We start from the raw sequence: 22539 nt of genomic DNA on the forward strand, positions 1-22539 counted from the left end.
GACCTAACCCTTGGTTATTATCTAAAAAGACCGGCTTAGCCGGTCTTTTTTTATGCGCGAAATTAATCCCTAAATATTTAGGAAAATGCCGGATAAATTGTTAAGGATGCTCGAGCCAAGCGACAATCTCTAGACACAAATTGCACTTTAAAAAGCAGCACAAACAAACTTTAATCGATTGAAAACTAACTACTTTATGATAGTTTATAAAGGCAATCGCCGATCGATATTAATGAGTTCCAAGCATAATAAACGATAAACGACTGAACAGGCTAAGGTCTAATTAGAGTGACAAGCGGCTATAGGCTGTCTGTGAAAAATAACACCGTTACAAATATTTGGATTAGGAGCTAATCATCAACTCTTTATTATTGGATTACGCAAGACCTTGGAAGCTAGTATCACTGTTAATTGGCGTGATATTACTCATCGTTGGCTCTTATTATTACGAAGCCCCAGACTGGGATATACCTATTAGTCTTATTATGGCATTTGTGGCTTATTTAACAGCACCTTGGAGCATGAGGGTATTAATAAAACGACAATGGTCTAAGTTTCCTTTAATGCTCTTTTTTATGTGGTTTGGTGTAGATGGTTGCTATTCAATTTATTGGTACTTCGTTGATCCAATAGCACTAGAAATAATGAGAGACGTAAACTTTTTGGCTTCTCTAGTTTTATATTGCACATGCGGGCTAATTTGGTTTTATGATGGTAATTTGACTGATATTTATAAAGCTTATCGAAATGCAAAAAGCTCTACTTAAATGCAAGCATCTTCGAGCCAACAATGATCGCTCTTGGCACTATTGAGTCATGAAATGATTTAACGTAATGTAATCAAAAATCTAACGACTGGTTAGAGCGATGACCCGACGTTTTATAACCACTATATGGAGCTAGACTTTTGAAAGGATATCTAATCAACTACAAGCAAATTAGCTTGCTATTGCTAATCTACAATTTAAGCTTTAATTTAGAAGCAACAACTCTTCGCAATGTAGAACCGATAGAAGTAATTGAGAAATCTGACCGAGTAGCTCACGTCCAAGTGTTAGAAGCTAAAGTTGTAGAATTTGAAACTAATGAAGATGAAATAGACATTCCTTCATGCGGAACCAATGTACGAGCTAGAATCCTTTACGATTACATTGAGAATGAAGAAAAGTTCGTAGAGTTTTCAATAGCTGATAGCATTGAAGTTGGTACTGAGTATTTGATTTTTTTAAGAAAAGAGGACTCCAAAGACTGGTATAGTGGGCAATGGGGACCACCTATGATACTCGTTGATGAATCAGGTGAACCTATCGATGAATCAGAGGGTATTGATGATTCAACCAGTAATTGTCTTAACCAAATACATAGCCTTAAAGCCGATTCATTCCCACAAAGAGCTATTAAGATTGATTACGACGATTATTTGGTTTTTGAACTGAATAATATGTTAATCCCTGAAGAGGTTAGAATTAAAACCTTGGGAGAAGGCTCTATAATTCAACAATATAATCAAACATTAGTAAATTTTAATGACTTCCATGATTATTTAAAGAAGTTAATAAAATCAAGTAAATAAACATAATCACGCTGCTTAATGAACGGCAGTTAATGGCACAAACCAGACTTAAAAAGTTACCTCGAACTTGATGGAGGTTGCGGCCATCGCCGCAATGACGCACAGCATGTGCTAATGCAAATAGCGTCAGAAATGAAGGTTATATATTTGTGACGGCGCTATGTCTATAACACCGTCAGTTCTGATCGATTAAAACTCAACGGTTATTGCTTTTAGGCGGTCATGCTCAAGTTAAGGTAATAAGACGTGTTGATTTTCAGCGGTTAACGCTTTTATATAGTCCCACAACAATTCAACTCGACGAATACGTTTGCGATCAGGTTGCGCCATTAAGTAAAACGAACGCACCAGATCAAAGGTGTCGCTAAACAATGGCACTAACTCATCTTGCTGCGATACCAAAAAACACGGCAAAACCGCCACACCTAAACCACTTTTAACCGCCATATATTGGGCAATAACACTGCTGCTTTTTAAACTGGCATCATTATTTGGCGCGATCTCATCAATAAACGCCAGTTGTGAGGCAAAGTCCATATGCTCAGTGTAAGAAACCCAGGGGATGTTTTGCAGGTCTTTCACAGACTCTACCGAATGCGCATTAAGCAATTTCTTACTGGCATAGAGTTTCAATCGATAGTCACAAAGTTTGGTGACTATCATCGACGTGTTGGTTGGTTTGCCAACCGTAATAGCGATATCCGCCTCATAACGAGATAAGTTCACTTGCCGTGACAAAGGCAGAATATCAACACTGATATTAGGGTGGGCTTGTTGAAATCGATTAAGCTGATTGGCAATAAAGAAGCTACCAAAGGCCTCGGTACAGCCTATTCGTACATTGCCTTTTTCTTGTAAGTCTTTGCCTTCTAACGTGTTTAGGCTATTGTGCAAGGTGTTTTCCATTTTGCGAGCATTGCGCAAAAACTGCTTGCCTTCTTCGGTTAGCACATGACCTTCACTACCCCGCTCAAACAAGCTGACACCGAGATTTTTTTCCAATTGATGCAGACGCCTAGACACCGTCGAAGAGTCGATATGCAGGCTTCGTCCAGCCTCACTTAACGTGCGGGTACGAGCGACGGTTAGGAATATTTTAATGTCGTGCCAGTTCATCTTTGCAGAATAACAAATTCGGTTAACACTGTCTTGCATTATTGCAACACTACGTTGCACCAATGCTATTGATAAAGACGTGGTAAGCCCCTACTCTACGCACAACCAAGGCAATTTTCATTTTTATGACCATTTTTGCCTAATGCTATAAACAATAAGGGGCGAGCTATGAGTATTCGCGAGATTCCACTGATTATCGGTGGCGAAAAAGTTATTTCAAAATCAGACACTTGGTTGGATGTATTAAATCCAGCCACTCAAGACGTTGTGGCTAAAGTACCAATGGCAACAATGGACGAAGTTGAAGCTGCTGTTGCTAACGCCAAAGAAGCGTTTAAGACATGGCGCAATGTTTCGCTAACCAAGCGTATGCGCATCATGCTTAAGTTCCAACAATTGCTTGAAGAAAACACCGTTGAGATCGCCAAGTTAATCACCGAAGAGCATGGTAAAACATTACCTGATGCGGAAGGTGAAGTTGGTCGTGCTCTTGAAGCCGTTGAAAATGCTTGTTCAATTACCCGCTTACAACTGGGTGAAATCGCCAATAACGCTGCGACCGGTGTTGATGTTTACACCCTCAACAAACCGTTAGGTGTTGGTGTTGGTATCACCGCATTCAACTTCCCAGTAATGCTTCCGGCATTTATGTTCCCTGCGGCGATCGCTTGTGGTAACACATTTATTCTTAAGCCATCTGAGCAAGATCCATCAGCCAGCTTGTTTATGGTTGAACTTGCCCTTAAAGCAGGTGTTCCTGCTGGTGTTGTTAACGTTGTTCATGGTGGCCCAGATGTGGTTAACCGTTTATGTGAACATGATGACGTTAAAGCAGTTTCTTTCATTGGTTCAACCAATGTTGGTACTCATGTATACAATCACGCCAGCAAACACGGTAAACGTGCACAATGTATGATGGGTGCGAAAAACCACATGGTTATCATGCCAGACGCCAACAAAGATCGTGCGATTAACGACTTGTTAGGTTCTGCATTTGGTGCGGCTGGTCAACGTTGTATGGCAAACCCAGTGACAATTCTTGTCGGTGAAGCTCGTACTTGGTTACCAGAAATCGCTGAACGTGCGAAGAAGATGATCGTTGATGTTGGTACCAACCGTGCCGCAGACTTAGGTCCCGTGGTATCACCACAAGCTAAGCAACGCATCATCAACATCTTAAACACGGGTGTTGAACAAGGCGCTAACCTATTGGTTGACGGTCGTGACTGTGTTGTACCTGGTTACGAGAAAGGTAACTTTGTTGGTCCTACTATGTTCTCTGGTGTTACCACGGACATGGACATTTATACGCAAGAAATCTTTGGTCCTGCGTTATGTGTACTTGAAGTTGACACCTTGGCAGAAGCCATTGAAATCATCAACAGCAACCCAAATGGTAATGGTACATCAATCTTTACTTCATCAGGTTATGTTGCCCGTACCTTTGAAAATAACATTGATGTTGGTCAGGTTGGTATCAATGTACCAATTCCTGTACCGGTTGCGTATTTCTCATTTACAGGCTCACGTGCTTCGAAACTTGGTGATCTTGGACCTAACGGCAAGCAAGTAACGCAATTTTGGACCCAAACCAAAACCGTTACGGCGCGTTGGTTTGAACCAGACCATCAAGATGGTGACACCGTACACACTACCATCAGCCTTAAATAGTCCGCGACTATTAATCCGCTTTCGTAAGCTGGATTAAGCAGATAAAATAAAACACCGGCGATTGCCGGTGTTTTTGTTTGTTCTTGTTTGTTTTTGGCAATGTAATTAACGGCATTTTTAAACTGAGCGCTCTGTAAACTGAGCAACCTTTATATTCAATCAAGAAAGCGCTAGCGGTTCGCTATCTGTTGGCATGGTGTGGCACTGAGAAATGCCTTTATAATGGCGACAATATCGGCTTTAAGTTGTTCAGCGCCGCCGTCCCACATGTCATTGTGCTTAGCATCAGCAATGGTTATCACGCAACTCCCATCACGTAGCTGCTCATCGCTCGTCGGCAACACTCCTTGGTCTGCAGCAAAATCGCTGGCTCTAATCGACAAGGTGTTTATATCTGAATTTCGTGGCAAAGGTACACGGCGATGATCAAGGGTAATGATGCCGCTTATATACTGTGTACTTTGATTGATACGCCAAGCAGAAATGTCACCGCCATTGGAATGACCAACAAGCAGCAGCTCATCGAAATTATAATTGCTTAGTTGGCCGCTTAATTGCGTTCGCACCACATCTAACGTTTCAGCGCCTCGAATCCAGTTTTCACTGCGTGTTTCATATAAGTTACCGGTTACCGACAATGGTGGATCGCCGGCCAATTCATGCCCTATAGCAACGCTAAGATAGCCTTGCTGACTAAACCATGTCGCTAAAAATGAATACTGGTTATGTGCCATGCCATAGCCCGCACTTAACAGCACCACCGGACACTTACTGTTTGCCTGGCATTGCTCAGGCTGCACCGGCAACGTTAACTCAACCGGTATTACCCGCCCTCTTTTGCCATCCTCAATACTGTCTAACGAAAGTCCATTCGCGAATGTGATAGGCGTTATAAGCGCTAAAATGAGAGCAAAGATGAATATCATGTTTGGCCTTAACGTATTTCTATTGCATAAAGTGGGATGATGTTTGGCTATTGTCTTGTGCAAATGGCATCTTTATAAGATGCCAACCATATTTTCAAAATGCACTTGATTACGACCGTTGCGCTTGGCTTTGTATAAGGCCAAATCGGCCAATTTTAACCAGCTCTGAACGTCGGCAGAGAATGAAGCAGGCGCTAAAATTGCACCAAAACTCGCCGTCAGTTTTATTTCCTTGTTGTTGCTGTCGATAATGCGTTCACTTTGTATCGCTAAGCGCAGCTTCTCTAGCTTATGAGCCAAATGCTCTTGGCTGATATGGTTGATCAAGATTACAAATTCTTCACCACCATAACGGGCAATCAAATCTGTATCACGAGAGAAAGCCTCAGCGAGTAATGACGATACAGTTTGCAAACATAAATCGCCACTGACATGACCATAGGTATCATTAACCGTCTTAAAATGATCTAAATCGATTAACACCAACGCCATATCATTCTTATTACGAATCGCCATCTTCTTAAACAAAGCAAAGGTTTCTTCAAAATGGCGACGATTAAACACACCGGTTAAACCATCGCGTTGTGCCATTTCTTTTAACTTATCATTGGCCTTTTCAAGCTGTTCCGTTCGTTGCTCTACCTTTTCTTGAAGATGCTGTTGGTATTTAAAAATTTCATTTTTTGATAGCTGCATTTCATCATACAAGGTGATGATTTCTTTCGCTGCATTAGGATACAAAGGTTCAAATTGAGGCTGTTTATCTTGCTCAAACTTATGCAACTGACCGATGATGAATTTCAGCGGTCTGGTGATTTGCTTGCCAATTTTATGCGCCAAGCTGATAGAGATTAAGAACGCTAAAAACAGCAAATAAAAAATCAATAAGTATTCTTTTTCCACCGACTTCATGACCGAGATAGACGGCAACAAGACAAAGGTTTGCCAGCCATTACTGAGATTACCTTGGCTAAGAAAGTAATTAACGCCGGTTGCTTTGCCATCGGCAACTAATTCCACTAACCCGGTATTTTTAAAGGTAATATCCTTTTTCGGACGAGAATCAAAAACCGTCAACGGCGCTAAATCAAGAGAAGGGCTGGCGTAGATGATTTTATTCGCATCATCGGTAACAACAATGGCGATATCTTGCTGCATTGTTTTCGGTAAAATCTCTTCAATCGTATGTAAATTAAGCGCGCCTTGGATAATGCCACTGTTCGACGCTGAGTCTTTAAACTTAAAGGATTTACTGAAAGTAACAATAGGATCATTACCAAACCCTTGGCCAACCATGGCATTTGAAACCACCACCTCAAAGCTATTCATCGAACGCTGAAAATATTCCCGAAAAGAGATATTCAGTTTGTCTTTTATCGAAGTAACGTCCAATAAGAACTCAGGGCTTGAATGCATCACATCGCCGGTGTTATTGGTTAATGCCATGGTGCGAAACTGTGGATACTGCGCCCGCAAAGTCTGTAAATAACGCCCTGCTTCAGGCAACTGCTTTGCATCAAGCTGGCTTAAAAAATCGGCGCCATGAGTTACCGCACGACGATGAGTATCAAGCATATTATTGGTAGACCATAAAATGTAATCGCGGCTTTCAACAATGCTTTTCTCTAACATGCTGTGTTGGCGGTCAATAACGCTTTGGCTTACAAATATTGAGGTGGTCATTACCGAAAAGGTAATAATTAAGGTGGTCGCATAAACCAATTGCACTTTAAAACTGCGCTGCACCCGCGGCTGTTGGCGAAACGAAAAGGCAAAGGTCTTTGGAAAAAAATACACTATCAGCCCGGCTAGACAGGCATAAATCAAGCCATTAAACCCTTGTTTTACGGTGGCAAACATCCAAATCTGCCCCGGTGCGTCTATTACAAAATTGAGGATAAACGCCGTTAAAGGCATACCAATAACCAGCCAATAGGCAATGTCAGCATACAAGACATACCAACCGCGCTTGCGCAAATACGCCAGAACAATGGCCTCAAGCACAAAAATGCCATAACCAAATGGGTGACCAAAAGAAACCACAAAAGCGGTCGCGACAATAACCGCACTTAATGAACTGTAAAGCACGCCAAAACGCATGGCGACAATAACAAACGCCACATTACCAAGTATCAGGTGGATATTGGCAAACAATGGGACAGGATAAAGGTTGGCGATAAAACCCAAAATGGATACAGCCAAGACGACCATAAGAGGCTTTAGCTGTTCATTAAAGTCCTTGGTAAATGACAAATTCGGCTCTTTTTATTGTTATTTTTGGTTATCAATTATGGTTGATATTTACGCTATAGACTTGATGTTACCAATAATCTGCGACCTTTAAAACCGCAATTATGGTTTGTAAAATTAAAATAACAACAAGGGGTTATATGCCTGCTTTTGTGGTTAAGCATGTTTTGTTACATTTTCGCGGTTTCATTTTGTTTACCTTTAACTCAGCATAGCCCCTTGATATTTGTATTAGACGACAGCAAATAGTAAAGTAGATAAACAAACCTAAGGCGCATCGTAACAAGGCGCCGACATTAAATGACAAGGATTAACTATGCAGTTATCTCAATGGGTAGATGAATTATTTGAAGTGTTTGACGAAGATAAAGACGGCGTGATTAATCGTTCTGAGTTTGTCGAGTTGATTGATGTACTATTGCAGGATAAAGGTATTCGTATGTGCGAATCTATTTTCCATAAATTTGATACCAATCACGATAATGCGATCTCCAAAGAAGAATTGACTGAAATGATTATCGACTTGGCATTGTAAGCAGATATAAAAAACCGGAGCCTAAGCTCCGGTTTTTGTTTTGCTACATGCTGTATTCGCAGATTCTATTCGAAGTAGAACGGTTTACGTTCATTATCATAATTACCAACTTCATTCATGGTGTTGGCATCATACAATCGGCCATTAAGCATCACATGGCTGATCTTATCTGACTGACGAATGTCGTTTAAGACATCACCATCGACCACAATAATATCGGCTAGTTTGCCTTCTTTTAACGAGCCAATGTTATTATCCAAACCTAAGTGAATAGCAGAATCAATGGTCGCAGTGCGCAGTACTTCTAATGGCGTCATGCCACCTTGTGCAAACATCCACATTTCCCAGTGCGAACCCAGACCTTCACGTTGACCGTGCGCGCCAATGGCAACTTTAACGTCTAAGTCTTGCATCTCTTTCGCCACTTTAGCCACGTTAATGTGATTGTAGTGATGTTCAGGCGCCGTGGTACGACGCATTGAACGAGGTGCTAGCACATCTGACGGTACATACTTGCTCAACAATGGGTGTTTCCATACCTGAGTTTTGTCGTACCAGTAGTGCTCACCAGAGATACCACCGTAGGCAACCACTAAAGTAGGTACATAAGCGGTTTCTGACTGCTGCCAGAACTGACGAATATCATCATAGATTTTTGCCGTTGAAATAGAGTGCTCTAGCGAGGTGTGACCATCAGCAACCATTGATAGGTTATGCTGCAGTAATGAACCACCTTCAGGCACGACCATCATGTCCATTTCGCGAGCCGCTTGAATAACCTGTTGACGTTGATTACGACGCGGTTGGTTATATGACTTAACCGTAAATGCACCGACCTTTTTCAAACGTTCGATGTGAAAACGAGCATCTTCTAAGCTATCGACATGCGAGGTATAACCAGGCATTGACGCACCATATAAAATGGTACCCGTTGAGAAGATACGCGGCGCAACAATATCACCGGCTTTTTGCAATTCCGAGGCAGCAAATACTTCGGTGGTATCGTTAGACGGATCGTGAATGGTGGTTACACCAAGTGCCAACGTTGCGTAGTTACTCCAGTTTTGTTGTGGAATAATTTCATTGCTACCTTGTGAGCCATGCGCATGGGCATCAATCAAGCCAGGCATCACCGTTTTGCCTGTGACGTCGATAACTTCAGCCGACGATGGAATATCAATCTCACCTTTCTTGCCAACGGCTTTAATGTGCTTACCATCAACGAGAACAACACCGTTCTCAATCACTTGCTCACCTTCCATGGTTACCACGGTACCACCAACTAAGGCGATTAGACCTTCAGGTGCATCGGCTTTTTTGTTAAAGCCAAGGTTGGTGATTTCAGGTTTTTGCTGTTCATCTTGCTGGTAACCAATATCAAACATGCCACCAAGGCTGGCTTGATAAAGTTCTGGGCCTAGGCTCCAATACAGTTTATCTGAGTTAGCGTTCCAACTGATGCTCTCACCCGCACGACTTGATAGTTTACGAACCGGGATATTTTTCGCATCTGGACCAATGTGGATCACATCACCACGCTCTGTTAATGGCGTAACAAAGACTTTGAAACGTTCTGCAAAGGCTAAGTATTTGCCATTTGGTGCAACCCTAAACTCGGTCGCATATTTGCCGGTATATAAGGTTTGCTCGTTTTTACCATTAAGGTCAATGCGAGCTAATTCTGGCATTTCACCATAACGCATCATATAAATGCGATCATTGCGGTCAGCAAATTGTGGGTGAGTACCGTTTTCGGTAACCAGCTCAGCGTCGCCGCCGTCACTTGCAACATGGTAAATGCCTGGGTTTAAACCAAACTGTGGCGAGGTAATATAACCGCCACGAGTTTTACGGAACACAACAGTTTTACCGTTTGGAGAGAATACTGGCTCAATGTATTTACCAGGTTCGTCCAATAAGTTTTTACCTTTACCTGATCGGCTTGATACAACACGAATGTTACCTTGCTTTTGGTCATTCCAAGTAGCAAAGACAATTTTTTTACCATCGCGTGAAAAGCTTGGGTTTAATTCAAAGTAATCATCTTGACGTGTCAGACGCTTTGGCTTGCCATCTGGCAATGAACGCACATACACGTGGCCAAGGGCTTCAAATACCACTTTCTTACCGTCTGGTGAAATCTCCACATCGCGCAGCATTTTCACATCAAAGTTATCTTGATCAATGTCTTGTGCAACACGTAACGCTTTTTGCATTTTCTTGGTCGCAGACACGTTAAACTCAATCACTTCAGACTCAGCGTCATCTAGGTTGAGTTTATTGATTTTACCGCCAGCCCAAAAGATGAGTTCTTCGTTATCTGGAGTCCAAGCCATCGTTGGATAAACACCGTGAATTGCCCAAGTTTCTTGCATATCACGATCTAACTTGTCATAAACCGCCGTCTTTTTGCCAGTCTCAAGATCGTAGATAAATAAAGTTGACTGAAAATCAACACGCGATATGTACGCTAACTTCTTACCATCTGGTGACGGCGTAGGTCGAATGGCGCCACCACGACCCGACAAAATCACGTCGATTTCGCCCGTCTCACGGTCATAGCGTTTGATTTTATAGATACCCTTTTCACTGTCTTTTGAATAGTGAAAAGTCTTGCCTGGCGTCGCATCTTGTGAGAAATACACATAACGACCATCTGGAGAAAATGCTGGCTCACCTAAATCTTTCTGCTGATTTGGGCGCTTGGTTAGCATCATGCCTGAACCACCCGCTTTGTGGTACATCCATACTTCACCCGCACCAAGTGAACGCGTGCCAGTAAAGTGTTTGCGAGCTACGATATAATCACCATCTGGGCTCCAGGCTGGTGAGTTTACTAGACGAAATGTTTCTTTACTGATTTGCACTGGGTTGGAGCCATCAGCTTGCATCACCCAAATGTTATCACCACCACCTTGGTCTGAGGTGAACGCAATGTGCTTACCATCTGGTGAGAATGTTGGCTGCATTTGCCATGCAATGTCTTGTGTTAAGGCTTTCGCTTCACCACCACTAACTGGCATGGTGTAGATATCACCAAGTAAATCGAACACCAACGTTTTACCATCTGGTGATATATCAACGTTCATCCAGGTACCCTGATCAACGTTAATATTTACATCGTAAAATTCACCCTGAGGCTCATTTACCGACCACTCTTTGCTTTCTTCTGTTTCCGCTTCTTCGGCGTAAACCGCAGAGCTAGCCAATAATAAACCGACCGCGACAGCCGCCGCTTTGCGTTTATTGTTTAGTTTAAACAATGACATCTAATAAACCTTATTATTGCAATGAACCAAACGTTCTACGTTTGGCATAGTAAAAGTTTTTACGCACTACAACACATTGATAACAAGGAGTAAAGGATGGTTACAAACAATCAAAATAGTTTAAGATAAAACACCAATATTTTGCGATAAGCGGCAATAAAAAACCGGCGTATTTGCCGGCTTTTTATTGCATTAATTGCTTATACGAAATGAGCGATATTATTGGTATCCCCATCTAGGCATAATGGCTTGCTCAATGCCCAAATGATCCAACATCCGTCCCACCATAAAGTCGATTAAATCATCAATCGATTCAGGGTTATGATAAAACCCAGGGGCGGCTGGCATTATGGTGACGCCCATTTGCGACAAGCTGTGCATATTAGCCAAATGAATGGTCGAAAACGGTGTTTCCCGTGGCACTAAAATCAGTTGGCCTCGCTCTTTGATGACAACATCTGCAGCTCGCTCGATTAAGTTGTCACTCATGCCCTGACTAATCGCCGCTAGAGTGCCGGTAGAACAAGGGCAGACGATCATTTGTTTCGGCGCGGCAGATCCCGATGCGACAGGCGAGAACCATTGCTCTTTACCAAACACTTTCAGTTGACCGTCTTTGGCATTAAACTTTTCCACCAAAATGGCGGTTGCAGCATCTGGGCTGCCCGGCAATTTAAAACCGGTTTCAGTATCAAGCACCACACGAGCTGCAGAAGAGATCAATACATAGACTTTATATTCTGCCGCCAACAAGCACTGCAACAATCGCAATGCATAGGCACTTCCCGATGCGCCGGTTATGGCTAAGGTAATCGTTCCTTTAAATGCCACCAATAACTCCTCTTAATTTAAGGTGTTAAGCTTTTCTATAAGCTTAGTATGAAAGCCACCAAAGCCGCCATTACTCATCACCACAATATGATCACCGGCTTGTGCTTGCTCTGCAACTAAGCTTACCAATTGATCGATATCGTCGCGAAAAAATGCCTGCCCTTGGCATTCGGCAACCATGTCTTCTACCGACCATTGTACGTTGTCATCTTGATATAAGAACACTTGATCGGCATGATCAAGACTCGACGCCAGCGTATCTCGGTGCACACCGGCTTTCATGGTGTTAGAGCGAGGCTCGAGTACCGCTAGAATTCTCTGTTGCCCGACTCGAGCGCGAAAACCTGACAAGTTTTTACTTATCGCCGTAGGGTGATGCGCAAAATCATCATAGACACGAATCTCGTTTACCTCACCGACTAACTCTTGGCGACGTTTGGTGTTAATAAATGATTCTAAAGCGTCACAAGCGACCGGCACTGGCACCCCGGCATGACGAGCCGCGGCGATGGCCATTAAGCCATTATCAATATTGAAGTCGCCAAGCAATTGCCATTTAACCTGCCCTTGCTTTACGCCAGCAAAGTACACCTCATATTCGCTGCCATCATCACATAGTTTGTGCGCTTGCCAGCCGTTGTCATCGTGACTGAGTTCAAGTGGCGTCCATCGTCCCATATCCAACGTTTGTTGCAGCGCTTGCTCATCTTTTGGCGCAAGCAATAAGCCGTTACCAGGAACCATACGAATAAGATGATGAAATTGGCGTTTGATGTCATCTAGACTGTCAAAAATATCAGCATGATCAAACTCAAGGTTGTTCATGATCAACGTTCTTGGTCGGTAATGCACAAACTTAGAGCGCTTATCGAAAAACGCAGTGTCGTACTCGTCAGCTTCAATGACGAAAAATGGGCTATTACCCAATCGTGCAGAGGTGCCAAAGTTTTGTGGCACGCCACCAATCAAATAACCCGGTGCAAGCTTGGCATATTCCAATATCCACGCCAGCATAGAGCTGGTTGTGGTTTTGCCGTGGGTGCCAGACACCGCCAACACCCATCGATGTTTAAGCACATTGTCTAATAGCCATTGTGGACCAGAGGTATAAGCAATGTTGCGTTCCATCACATATTCAACCATAGGGTTACCACGCGACATGGCATTACCAACAATCACCATGTCAGGTTCATCGGCAAGGTGTTCGGTTTTATAGCCTTGTTTGAGTTCAATGCCCAATTGCTCTAATTGGGTACTCATCGGTGGATACACGTTGGCATCACAGCCTGATACGCGAAACCCCATTTCTTTGGCTATTGCCGCAATGCCGCCCATAAACGTGCCGCAAATACCTAGAATATGAACATGCTTGCTCATGGTTACTCTCCTGCCATGCCTATTGGCGAGCCTGGTGGCAAATTAGCTGGTTGATGCTTAATAACCACATCACCTTGTTCAAAGCTGTAGGCGATTTGTTGTTGCATCAATAAATATTGACCGTATAACGGATTGCTTTTTTGTTGCTGTTTCTTTAACCAAGCTTGTAAGTCAATCAAGCTTAAGTAAACGCTGCTGCGCACTTCTGGCACCAGTTTTTCGTTATGGTATAAGGCGATTAGACCATCAAGTACTTGCTGATTAACGCGCTGTTGCACCGCAACGGATAGTCCTGAGGTAGCCGCTTGTTCAATGGTTTGTTCAAGCGTACGCTCAATCAATTGTGTTACCGATGGTATATTGCCGTCAATTTGGTGCTGTTGATACAATCGCGCCAAACGTGCCGGATTAAATAACAGTTTCAAGGTGTGTTTAGCACTCGATTCTGCCGCTGTTACTGGGTCGAAGACCAATCCAGTGTTACTGGCAAAGCTTTCTCGAGTACGACCATAGCCATAGGCTTTGGGTGGTATTAGCGCAACAATATGCGCAGGCATCGTTAAAAACTCACTACCTAATGTATCTAACAAAGCATCGATTGCCTGGTTTTGACGACCCGCTGTTACTACACTAAATGGCTGAGCATCTTCGCCTTTGATGGCGTAACTGTAATCAACACCAGCAACCGCTTTGACAACCGCCTCAACTTGATAACGATGGAAGTTATATATCGGTACTAGGGCATTTTCAATTTCAGAGAACGGCGTGCCTGTGGTTATGGTATCTACGCCAAAATCAGTCAATGCTTTTTCACGTACTTTAACAACTCGCTTCAGCTCTGCTACGGCATCTGCGCCATTGTCCCATAAGTGACCATTGGTATCGGCACCACTTTGCGGTCTAGAGTCCGGGTCTGACATATATTTCAGGCCTTTGTTTTTCGCCGCCATAACAATAGCGCGTAAACTGGCACTGTCATTGGCGTCGCCATAAGCGTAATCAATTACATGCTTATCCCATTCACCGATTTTATCGTCATAAGCATTGCTCAAATCGATATTACCTTTGCCATCAAGGCTGACCAACGGATGCGGGTAATCCATCACCGATGCGCGACCATTAACACTGGCTGAAAAGTTATGGGCTATGCCGAGTGTGTGGCCAACCTCATGAGCAGATAATTGACGGATACGCGCCAATGCCATGTCTTTTTGACGGCTAGTATCGGTGTTGCTGCCTTTAAACGGTGATGTTAAACCAAGGGCGATTAGGTAATCTTGACGTACACGCAATGAACCAAGTGTGACATGGCCTTTGATGATTTCACCACTGCGTGGGTCAACAACTGAGGCACCATATGACCAGCCTCGTGTGGCACGGTGTACCCATTGAATGACATTGTAACGAACGTCCATTGGATCGGCGTCAGCAGGTAACATTTTCACCTGAAATGCGTTCTTATAACCTATCGCGGTAAATGCTTGATCCCACCATAACGCGCCATCAATCAGTGCCGAACGCACAGGCTCTGGAACACCTGGGTCTAAGTAGTACACAATCGGCTCGACAGCTTCGCTTACCTTGGCGTTTGGCTGTTTTTTTGCTAAGCGGTGACGAGGAATCACCCGTTGCACCAAAGGATCGTCAATGGCACTGGCGTAATCGGCATAAGCTACTGACCACATTCCTGAAAATGGATGGAATTGGCGTACTTGGTAATCATTATCTGGTAAGCGAATCAAAGAGTGATGCAAATTAACGGTGACCGCTTTTGCGTCAGGCGTCACCGATTTTAAATGCGAACCCGCACCAGAACCCGTGAAGGTCACGGTGGCTTCTAATTCACTATTATCAGGGAACACTTTGGTACGTTTGCTGTATAAACCGCTGCGCGAGCTGTCAATTTTAAAGCTCCCTTGCTTGGTCGCTTTTAAAGTATCCGCTAGGTTATGAATATCAGATAACAAAAATGGTGTGTAATCGATAATAACTTTATCATCGTCTTGCTCGACCACTTTGAATCCCCAAATAATAGACGAGGCAAACGCTTCATCTATGGCTTGGCGTTCTAGCGCGTTGTCACTATCGGCACGGTAATAAGTATTCAACTGACGTAAAAAAACTTTATCGCCAACCTTTTCAAATTGCACCAAACGGGTACTTCCCAATTGACCGCGATCCAAGCCTATATCATTAGAGCCAATGCCATGCGGCATGCTGCTTTGAAATAAAAACTGTTGTTCAATTTTATCAATTTTATCAATTTGCAAATAGACTTTGCCGCTGGCATCGTCAATATATAGAGGCATAAAACCGTCTAAAAATGACTTGTCGTCAGCAAAAGCTGCTAATGCTTTAAGCGGTAGCAATACCATAGCCAAAAGTATGACATTGCAAAGGCTGGTAAAACGAGACATGAAAGTTACCTGATTAGAATTATTATTAAGCGTCAATATACCTTAATTTAAACGTAAATGGCGATAGGCTAGCCATAAAATTTAGCGATTAAACTAGGCTTTGCCTGGTGAGTGATTGGAAATCGGCTGACGATTGCCGATAATTTACATGTAATGCGCTAGGTAAGTGATTGTAGAAACGATCTTAGTGGTTAAAACTGGAACAAAAACCATACAACAAAGCATGCAATGTTCGATAAAACTGACACTTTTATTTAGCTATCTTTGCCTATCTTTAGTACAATTAATCTCGGTTACTCACAATGATAACTTTCACTTAATATTACAACATTAATTCTTAAGTTCAGGTAAAACATGCAACGACTCGCTCCAGCGCTACGTGAAGATGGCGTACCTTTAGACTTGATTTCGCTGATAAAAACAATCCTTGCCGCGTGTAAAGAAATTTCTTTCCGTGTTGGCCAAGGACAAATGAGTGGCGTAATGGGTTCGACTCTTGATGAAAACATTCAAGGTGAAGTACAAAAACGCCTTGATGTGGTTGCCAATCAGCTATTTAAGGACATCACCCTTGAATCAGGCTTTGTTCGCGCCATTTCCTCTGAAGAAGAAGACACTTCAGTACCAGGCAACCCAAATGGTAAATATATCGTCTCTTTTGATCCACTTGATGGTAGTTCCAACATTGATATCAACTCATTGATTGGCACCATTTTCTCAATCATGGAAGTCGATGAAGATGCGGATCCGTCTGATCCTAGTATTTTCATGCAACCAGGTACCTCACAAGTATGTGCTGGTTACGTACTTTATGGTCCATCGACGATGTTAGCGATGACCACAGGTAATGGTACTCACTTTTATACCTTAGATCGCACCCATGGCAGTTTCATGCGCACAGAACGTAACGTGCAAATTGAGCCTGAAACGTCAGAATTTGCCGTCAACATGTCAAATCAACGATTCTGGCATGAGCCTATGAAGAACTACATTGACGACTTGGTTGCCGGTAGTGATGGTCCTCGCGGCAGAAACTTCAACATGCGTTGGATTGCTGCCATGGTCGGTGATGTGCATAGAGTATTAGTACGAGGTGGTATTTTTGCCTACCCTGCGGATACGAAAAGTGCCGATAAGCCATATAAATTGCGTTTAATGTATGAAGCCAACCCAATGAGCTTCCTAGTTGAACAAGCAGGTGGTTTGAGTGTGACTAGCACAGGCCGTATTATGGAAATGGAACCATCAGGTATTCATCAACGAGTTGAAGTTATTCTTGGTGCCAAAAAAGAAGTTGAGAAGTGTCTGAGCTACTATAAGTAAGCACAAACCAACTGCGCTGTATCTAAACAGCCATATTGATTATCAAAACCGGCCTCAAAGCCGGTTTTTTGTTTTTCCTATTCCCCATCTACCATTTCGTATATTTTTATGCAAAATCAGTAATCTAGACCATACTCAAAGTTAATAATTTTAACGGGAGAGTAGGCAAAAGTGTATTGCGACCTTAACAATAAAAATACACACCTTGGTCTGTACAAATATCTGATACTCGGTCTACTGCTGTGTCTATTGACGCTCGTGCCGAGCGTTTCTGCCGAACAACAACCGGATAAAAGCGAACAAAGCCAACCTGCCGCTGAACAAACAACTGAGCAAAAAAGCCAACAAAAGAGTAAGCAACCTGCGCCATCAGACAAAGCAAAAACAGCTGAAACCGATCAAGACAGCAATGCCAAAACACAACAAGCTAACGATGAAGATAAAGGCGCTAATGATAAAGCTGTAGACGCAGACGATAGCGACGCCAAACAAAGCGACTCAAAACAAAAAAACTCTGAGGCTGATGAATCTGAGCAAGACAGTTCTGCACTTGAGACGTTAGACACAGATATCGATGATAATGACATTGTCGACACCGGCGATGCCAATTACCTCGAAGATGATTTACTGCAGCAGTTTGAAACCGAGTTTGACGAGTTAAAAGGCAAGATTATCGATCTTTCCCGCAGTGTCGATGATTACGAAGAGCTATATGCTCGAATGCGTCCAGTCATCGAAGAAAAGACCCAACTATTATACGAACGCGTAAGTGCCAAGCATGTCGACTTACGATTGATGACACAGCTGGAGAATGATTCTGAATATCAGGAATTGTTTGCCCGAGTTCGTGAAATTCGTAATTTCTACTTGCTAAGGCAACAAATCTTTAATGAAGCCAGTGACGAATTCAAATCACTGCTTACCTCAACCAAACTCAATGGCGTAACCGAAGCCAAACTGGAATTAAGCTACTTACGATTGCAGTTGGTGATCATTATACGAGGTACCTTTCAACGGGTTTTTGAAGTGCCTGCACGGTTTGCCGCAGCTCCACTCGATATTTTTATGAACCTAGTGATGCTTATTGTAGGCATCATCTTATTTAGAACCTGGCGCAATTGGGCTAAAGAAGGCCTCAGTCAGTGGCGGCAAAAAATACTCGCCGTACGACCAAGAACATCGGGCAAAATCAAAGCCGCACGAGCGGTTTGGTATTTCGAACATACTCGCAGTCCGCTTGAGTGGCTGATTTTTATCAATTATATGTTGCGCAGTGCCGACATATTGCAAATCCCGATGGTGATAGAGGTTCTAACCACAATCACGTTTTGGGTTTGTGTCACATTTTTTGCGTTCAGCTTTCTCAGTAAGGTTATTGAACGTGGCAAACAAAACTTGTTGCGCAATATTACTCGAGCGCAATCACTGTCTTTAAAAGTTGCCGTATGGTGGGTCGGTTGGTACAAACTCAGTATTGAATTAGCGGAAATCTTTATTGCCCACGGTACCATTTTATCTTGGTTATTCACCGCATTTTTATGGTTGCTATTACCGGTTTATATCTTCTTTATTCAACAGTGGCGTGATGATTGTTTCACCTACATGGATCAAGAACGTGATACACCAGAATTTATCACCAAGTTATTAAAATCGAGAACCGGCCTAAAAGGTTTTGCCATGGCAAACCTAGCATTAGCCATGGTGTTGTATTACGTCATAACCAAAGGCTTTCTTGGTCTCATTTCAAAGGTTGAATCTGGACGTCGTATTACCGCTGAAATTTATCGTAAAAAACTGCTCAGTGACAATTCGGAACTGTTAGAAAAGTCAAAGTCATTGGCAAATCTTTCTCCGGAGCAATCCGACATATTAATTGAAAGCGAAGAAACCTACGTCGCATCGGTGCTCGAAGAGCCGATAGAAAAAGTAATGACCATGCTCGAACAAAACGAGCGTTCGCATATTGCGGTTACTGGTGAACGTGGCATGGGAAAAACGTTTTTCTTGCATTCACTGCAGAAGAAACACCCTAACGCATTGATTCTCAGATGCAGTGAAGATTTTGGTGAAATAATTGAACAAGTTCGCGAACAGCTCGAGATAGAAAACGAAAACGTTAAAGCCGGCGATATTATTAAAGCCTTAGAAGAGAAGCAAATTGATTTGGTGTTAATGGATAACTGCCACCGCTTATTGACTCCTGAAGCCAGCGGACAGCGAGAAATTCGCCGCCTTTATGGCTGGATTAATGAGCTCAAAGGCATGTGTCTCTGGGTACTAACCTTTGATAATAGCAGCTGGCCTTTACTGAGTGCCTTAGGAATCGCCACCGGTTTTTATTCTGCCACCATAGAATTACGGCCTTGGAGTGAAGAGCAGATTATCGAGTTATTCGATAGACGCTGCAAAGAGGCTAACATTGAGGTTGATTACAGCCAACTCATTATCCCGAGACAACTTGTCGATGTTGAAGATGAAACCATTGAAGGTCGCAACAAAAGTGGCATCTATCGTATTATTTGGGGCTACGCTGAAGGTAATCCGGCGATTGCGTGTCGCACCTTAGCGGCTTCGATTAATGTTGAAAAGGGTGGTTATTTAGCGCAACTCCCAGCCTACCCAGACAACAAAATCATAGAGAGTTTCGATATCAATACCTTATTGGTATTGCGTACCATATGCCAATTTGGTCGTTGTAATACCAACGATATTGTTAACAACCTGCGTTTGCATGGTCTGATAGTCAACAGTGCATTATCAGCCTCTGTTGCCCAAGATATCCTTGAGCAAGTAAGCGGTCGATATCAAATCACCTGGCTTTGGTTCCGTCCTGTGTCTAAATATCTGGCTCGCCAGAACCTGTTACCCCGTTAGGAGCGCCATATGATTCCCCCTATTCGTCTTCTAATCTTATTACTTGCTGTATTTAGCAGCTCCGCCATCGCACAAGTGCCAGATTCAAAGGAATTACAGGTCATTACCACTTTGGCCGAGGTAATAAAACCTGGCGGCCTGTTTATGTCGATGATTTTGTTTATCACGGTATGGATTGTACTCAAGGTGGTCAAATCTATCGTTAACGACTTGGCGGAAGTATTTGCTGAGAAGCGCCTATTGTTGCAAAAGGCGTTGGTGTTTTTTCAATTTATTATTTACTTCTTCGCGATTTCCACCGCCGTTTTACTGAGTTTTGAATTCAGTAAAGAGTTATTGGCTATCTTAGGTGGTACCTTGGCGGTTGCGGTTGGTTTTGCAATGAAGGATTTAGCAGCCTCGGTTGTTGCCGGTATTATCATCATGTTTGACCGCCCTTTCCAAGTAGGCGATCGGGTGTTATTTGGCGGTGAATATGGCGACATTATTGCGATTGGTCTGCGCAGCGTCAAAATGAACACCTTAGATGATAACGTCGTCACCATTCCCAATAATATCTTTCTCAATCAATTAACATCTTGCGGTAACTACGGTGAGCTGGACATGCAAGTGGCGATTACTTTTCATATTGGTGTTAATGAAGATTTAGCCAAAGCGCAGGGTATCATCCGAGAATGTGCCGCATTAAGTAAGTTTGCCTATCTAAATAAGCCAATCAACGTGCTGATCTCACAAGTACTCACCAACAATTTTATTGCCTATAAATTAACGCTTAAAGTCTATGTGCTAGATACCAAATATGAAAAAGCGCTAGAAACAGATATTACCTTGCGCGTGAACGAAGAATTTCGCAGTGCCAACATCTTTGCGCCTACCATGGTGGTCAAGAACGAGATATCTCGAGCTCCTGCACAATCATAATTATTGGCTAAACTTTAATTTAGAAACATCAACCAAGGATATTGCACGTGAGCGAACCAAGCGACTTCAATACCGCAGATAATAATCAAGATGACGTAAGCCGAACCAAAGAGTTTAAGGCGTTCATTTTTATCATTTTATTTTTCTTTCCCATCGTCACTACTCTGGCTGTAGGTGGCTATGGTTTTATTGTATGGATGTCACAGCTGATTTTTGGCCCTCCGGGTCATGGTTAAGACATATATAAACAGAGACGAGAATCCATATGCTTAGATCGTTAAAAGAATTTATAAAAGTGGTACGCAAGCCAAGCGTACATTACAGCTTAGGTACTTTGGCATTTGGCGGCTTTATTGCTGGCATCATTTTTTGGGGTGGCTTTAATACTGCCCTAGAAGTAACCAACACCGAAAAGTTTTGTATTGGTTGCCATGAAATGGAAGATAATGTCTATCAGGAACTACAAAGTACGGTGCATTGGAAAAACCATGCAGGGGTGCGAGCAACGTGTCCTGATTGTCATGTTCCGCACAATTGGACCGATAAAATCGCCCGTAAAATGCAAGCCTCCAAAGAAGTCTGGGGCAAGGTCTTTGGCACCATTAATACTCGAGAAAAATTCCTATCCAAACGTTTGGAACTTGCTACCCACGAGTGGGACCGATTTACCGCCAACAACTCATTAGAGTGTAAGAATTGTCACGATTATGACTCCATGGATTTTGACGATATGAGTGAACGCGCCAAGGTGCAAATGAAAATGGCGGCAGAACGCGATCAAAGCTGTATAGATTGCCATAAAGGTATTGCCCACGAATTGCCTGAAGACATGCACTCTGGTGACGGTATGTTGGCCGAACTAGAAGCGATGGCGGCCAGCAGTTTTGAAGAAGGCAGTAGCTACTATAGCGTAAGACAATTGGCCCTCTTTGAAGACAGTGAACTTAAAACCCATGCCGGCGAACTGAATGCCGCAACCAAAGTCACCGTCCTAGAAAGTAGCGAAGAAGCCATTAAAGTTGAATTGCACGTTTGGCGCAAAAACAAAGGGTTTGGCCGTGTAATGTATGAAGACTTTTCTCTTAACATCAACGACGGGTTCTTGACCCCTGAAGTTGCTCAAAATGAGCAGTTTGTTGTCGCCACTGGCGAAGAAGTCGAAGATGAATTAACCGGTTTGCCGTGGCAAGAAATTAAAGTCACGGTATGGATGCGATCAGAGTCTTTGGCCGATTCCACGGATGACCTTTGGGTTTATGCTAAATCAACTTACGACAAAAGCTGCTCGGTATGTCATTCACAACCGGCGGTAAATCATTTTGACGCAAATACTTGGCCTGGCATGTTTAATGGCATGTTGTCCTTCGTCAATCTTGATGGTGATACTCAAGCGCTTGTACTTAAGTATCTGCAGAAACATTCATCGACTTTCGATAAAGATCATTAACCTGTGGGG

At 43.0% G+C, this 22539-nt stretch carries 15 protein-coding genes; 8 read left to right on the forward strand and 7 right to left on the reverse strand.

Features of this window, described 5'->3' with window-relative positions; all coding sequences use genetic code 11:
* The first annotated feature begins 907 nt into the window (after positions 1–907).
* Complete coding sequence (locus tag E2K93_RS05135; RefSeq protein WP_135438066.1) at positions 908–1573, forward strand: hypothetical protein; 666 nt, start codon at positions 908–910, stop codon at positions 1571–1573.
* A 231-nt stretch (positions 1574–1804) separates the two neighbouring features.
* Here the strand turns inward: E2K93_RS05135 and E2K93_RS05140 are convergent, their stop codons facing one another.
* Positions 1805–2749 (reverse strand): LysR family transcriptional regulator, encoded by a 945-nt coding sequence (locus E2K93_RS05140; RefSeq protein WP_135438067.1) that lies wholly within the window; start codon positions 2747–2749, stop codon positions 1805–1807.
* Positions 2750–2857: 108 nt separating this feature from the next.
* On the opposite strand from E2K93_RS05140, the gene E2K93_RS05145 reads away from it, so the two are divergent.
* The gene (locus E2K93_RS05145) at positions 2858–4360 is read left to right on the forward strand and encodes a CoA-acylating methylmalonate-semialdehyde dehydrogenase (RefSeq protein WP_135438068.1); all 1503 of its coding nucleotides are present in this window, start codon (positions 2858–2860) and stop codon (positions 4358–4360) included.
* A gap of 170 nt (positions 4361–4530) precedes the next feature.
* On the opposite strand, the gene E2K93_RS05150 is transcribed toward E2K93_RS05145, so the two are convergent.
* Entirely contained in the window at positions 4531–5286 is a 756-nt protein-coding gene (locus E2K93_RS05150) for an alpha/beta hydrolase (protein WP_135438069.1), read from the reverse strand.
* A 72-nt stretch (positions 5287–5358) separates the two neighbouring features.
* Positions 5359–7539: a diguanylate cyclase gene (locus E2K93_RS05155; protein ID WP_135438070.1), complete on the reverse strand. Its 2181-nt coding sequence runs from the start codon at positions 7537–7539 to the stop codon at positions 5359–5361.
* A 313-nt stretch (positions 7540–7852) separates the two neighbouring features.
* Here E2K93_RS05155 and E2K93_RS05160 point away from each other — a divergent pair, with 313 nt between their 5' ends.
* The gene (locus tag E2K93_RS05160) at positions 7853–8071 is read left to right on the forward strand and encodes an EF-hand domain-containing protein (RefSeq protein WP_135438071.1); all 219 of its coding nucleotides are present in this window, start codon (positions 7853–7855) and stop codon (positions 8069–8071) included.
* A 65-nt stretch (positions 8072–8136) separates the two neighbouring features.
* Here E2K93_RS05160 and E2K93_RS05165 read toward each other — a convergent pair whose 3' ends face one another.
* The 4 genes from E2K93_RS05165 to E2K93_RS05180 form a co-directional block, all read right to left on the reverse strand.
* A complete protein-coding gene (locus tag E2K93_RS05165; RefSeq protein WP_135438072.1) occupies positions 8137–11340 on the reverse strand; it encodes an amidohydrolase family protein in 3204 nt (1067 codons plus the stop codon).
* A 219-nt stretch (positions 11341–11559) separates the two neighbouring features.
* Entirely contained in the window at positions 11560–12171 is a 612-nt protein-coding gene (locus E2K93_RS05170; RefSeq protein ID WP_189637855.1) for a flavin prenyltransferase UbiX, read from the reverse strand.
* Between the two features lie 12 nt (positions 12172–12183).
* Positions 12184–13548, reverse strand: a complete 1365-nt coding sequence (mpl, locus tag E2K93_RS05175; RefSeq protein WP_135438074.1) for a UDP-N-acetylmuramate:L-alanyl-gamma-D-glutamyl-meso-diaminopimelate ligase — start codon at positions 13546–13548, stop codon at positions 12184–12186.
* Positions 13549–13550: 2 nt separating this feature from the next.
* On the reverse strand, positions 13551–15965 hold the full coding sequence (locus tag E2K93_RS05180) for a zinc-dependent metalloprotease (protein ID WP_135438075.1): 2415 nt from the start codon (positions 15963–15965) through the stop codon (positions 13551–13553).
* 354 nt (positions 15966–16319) lie between these two features.
* Here E2K93_RS05180 and E2K93_RS05185 point away from each other — a divergent pair, with 354 nt between their 5' ends.
* The 5 genes from E2K93_RS05185 (at position 16320) to torC (ending at position 22530) form a co-directional block, all read left to right on the forward strand.
* Positions 16320–17288, forward strand: coding sequence for a class 1 fructose-bisphosphatase (locus tag E2K93_RS05185; RefSeq protein ID WP_135438076.1), 969 nt, complete (start codon positions 16320–16322; stop codon positions 17286–17288).
* A 258-nt stretch (positions 17289–17546) separates the two neighbouring features.
* Positions 17547–20162: an AAA family ATPase gene (locus E2K93_RS05190; RefSeq protein ID WP_323368255.1), complete on the forward strand. Its 2616-nt coding sequence runs from the start codon at positions 17547–17549 to the stop codon at positions 20160–20162.
* A gap of 9 nt (positions 20163–20171) precedes the next feature.
* Complete coding sequence (locus E2K93_RS05195; protein ID WP_135438078.1) at positions 20172–21083, forward strand: mechanosensitive ion channel family protein; 912 nt, start codon at positions 20172–20174, stop codon at positions 21081–21083.
* 47 nt (positions 21084–21130) lie between these two features.
* Positions 21131–21319: a periplasmic nitrate reductase, NapE protein gene (locus tag E2K93_RS05200; protein WP_135438079.1), complete on the forward strand. Its 189-nt coding sequence runs from the start codon at positions 21131–21133 to the stop codon at positions 21317–21319.
* Positions 21320–21348: 29 nt separating this feature from the next.
* Positions 21349–22530: a pentaheme c-type cytochrome TorC gene (gene torC / locus E2K93_RS05205; RefSeq protein ID WP_135438080.1), complete on the forward strand. Its 1182-nt coding sequence runs from the start codon at positions 21349–21351 to the stop codon at positions 22528–22530.
* The last annotated feature ends 9 nt before the right edge of the window (positions 22531–22539 follow it).

The organism is Thalassotalea sp. HSM 43, assembly GCF_004752005.1.
In the GTDB taxonomy this organism is placed as follows: Bacteria; Pseudomonadota; Gammaproteobacteria; order Enterobacterales; family Alteromonadaceae; genus Thalassotalea_A.

Bases quoted from the DNA above. Each gene is read 5' to 3' on its own strand.
- E2K93_RS05160 (WP_135438071.1), top strand. From the start codon at position 7,853: ATGCAGTTATCTCAATGGGTAGATGAATTATTTGAAGTGTTTGACGAA.
- E2K93_RS05195 (WP_135438078.1), top strand. From the start codon at position 20,172: ATGATTCCCCCTATTCGTCTTCTAATCTTATTACTTGCTGTATTTAGC.
- E2K93_RS05180 (WP_135438075.1), bottom strand. From the start codon at position 15,965: ATGTCTCGTTTTACCAGCCTTTGCAATGTCATACTTTTGGCTATGGTA.
- torC (WP_135438080.1), top strand. From the start codon at position 21,349: ATGCTTAGATCGTTAAAAGAATTTATAAAAGTGGTACGCAAGCCAAGC.
- mpl (WP_135438074.1), bottom strand. From the start codon at position 13,548: ATGAGCAAGCATGTTCATATTCTAGGTATTTGCGGCACGTTTATGGGC.
- E2K93_RS05165 (WP_135438072.1), bottom strand. From the start codon at position 11,340: ATGTCATTGTTTAAACTAAACAATAAACGCAAAGCGGCGGCTGTCGCG.
- E2K93_RS05150 (WP_135438069.1), bottom strand. From the start codon at position 5,286: ATGATATTCATCTTTGCTCTCATTTTAGCGCTTATAACGCCTATCACA.
- E2K93_RS05145 (WP_135438068.1), top strand. From the start codon at position 2,858: ATGAGTATTCGCGAGATTCCACTGATTATCGGTGGCGAAAAAGTTATT.
- E2K93_RS05185 (WP_135438076.1), top strand. From the start codon at position 16,320: ATGCAACGACTCGCTCCAGCGCTACGTGAAGATGGCGTACCTTTAGAC.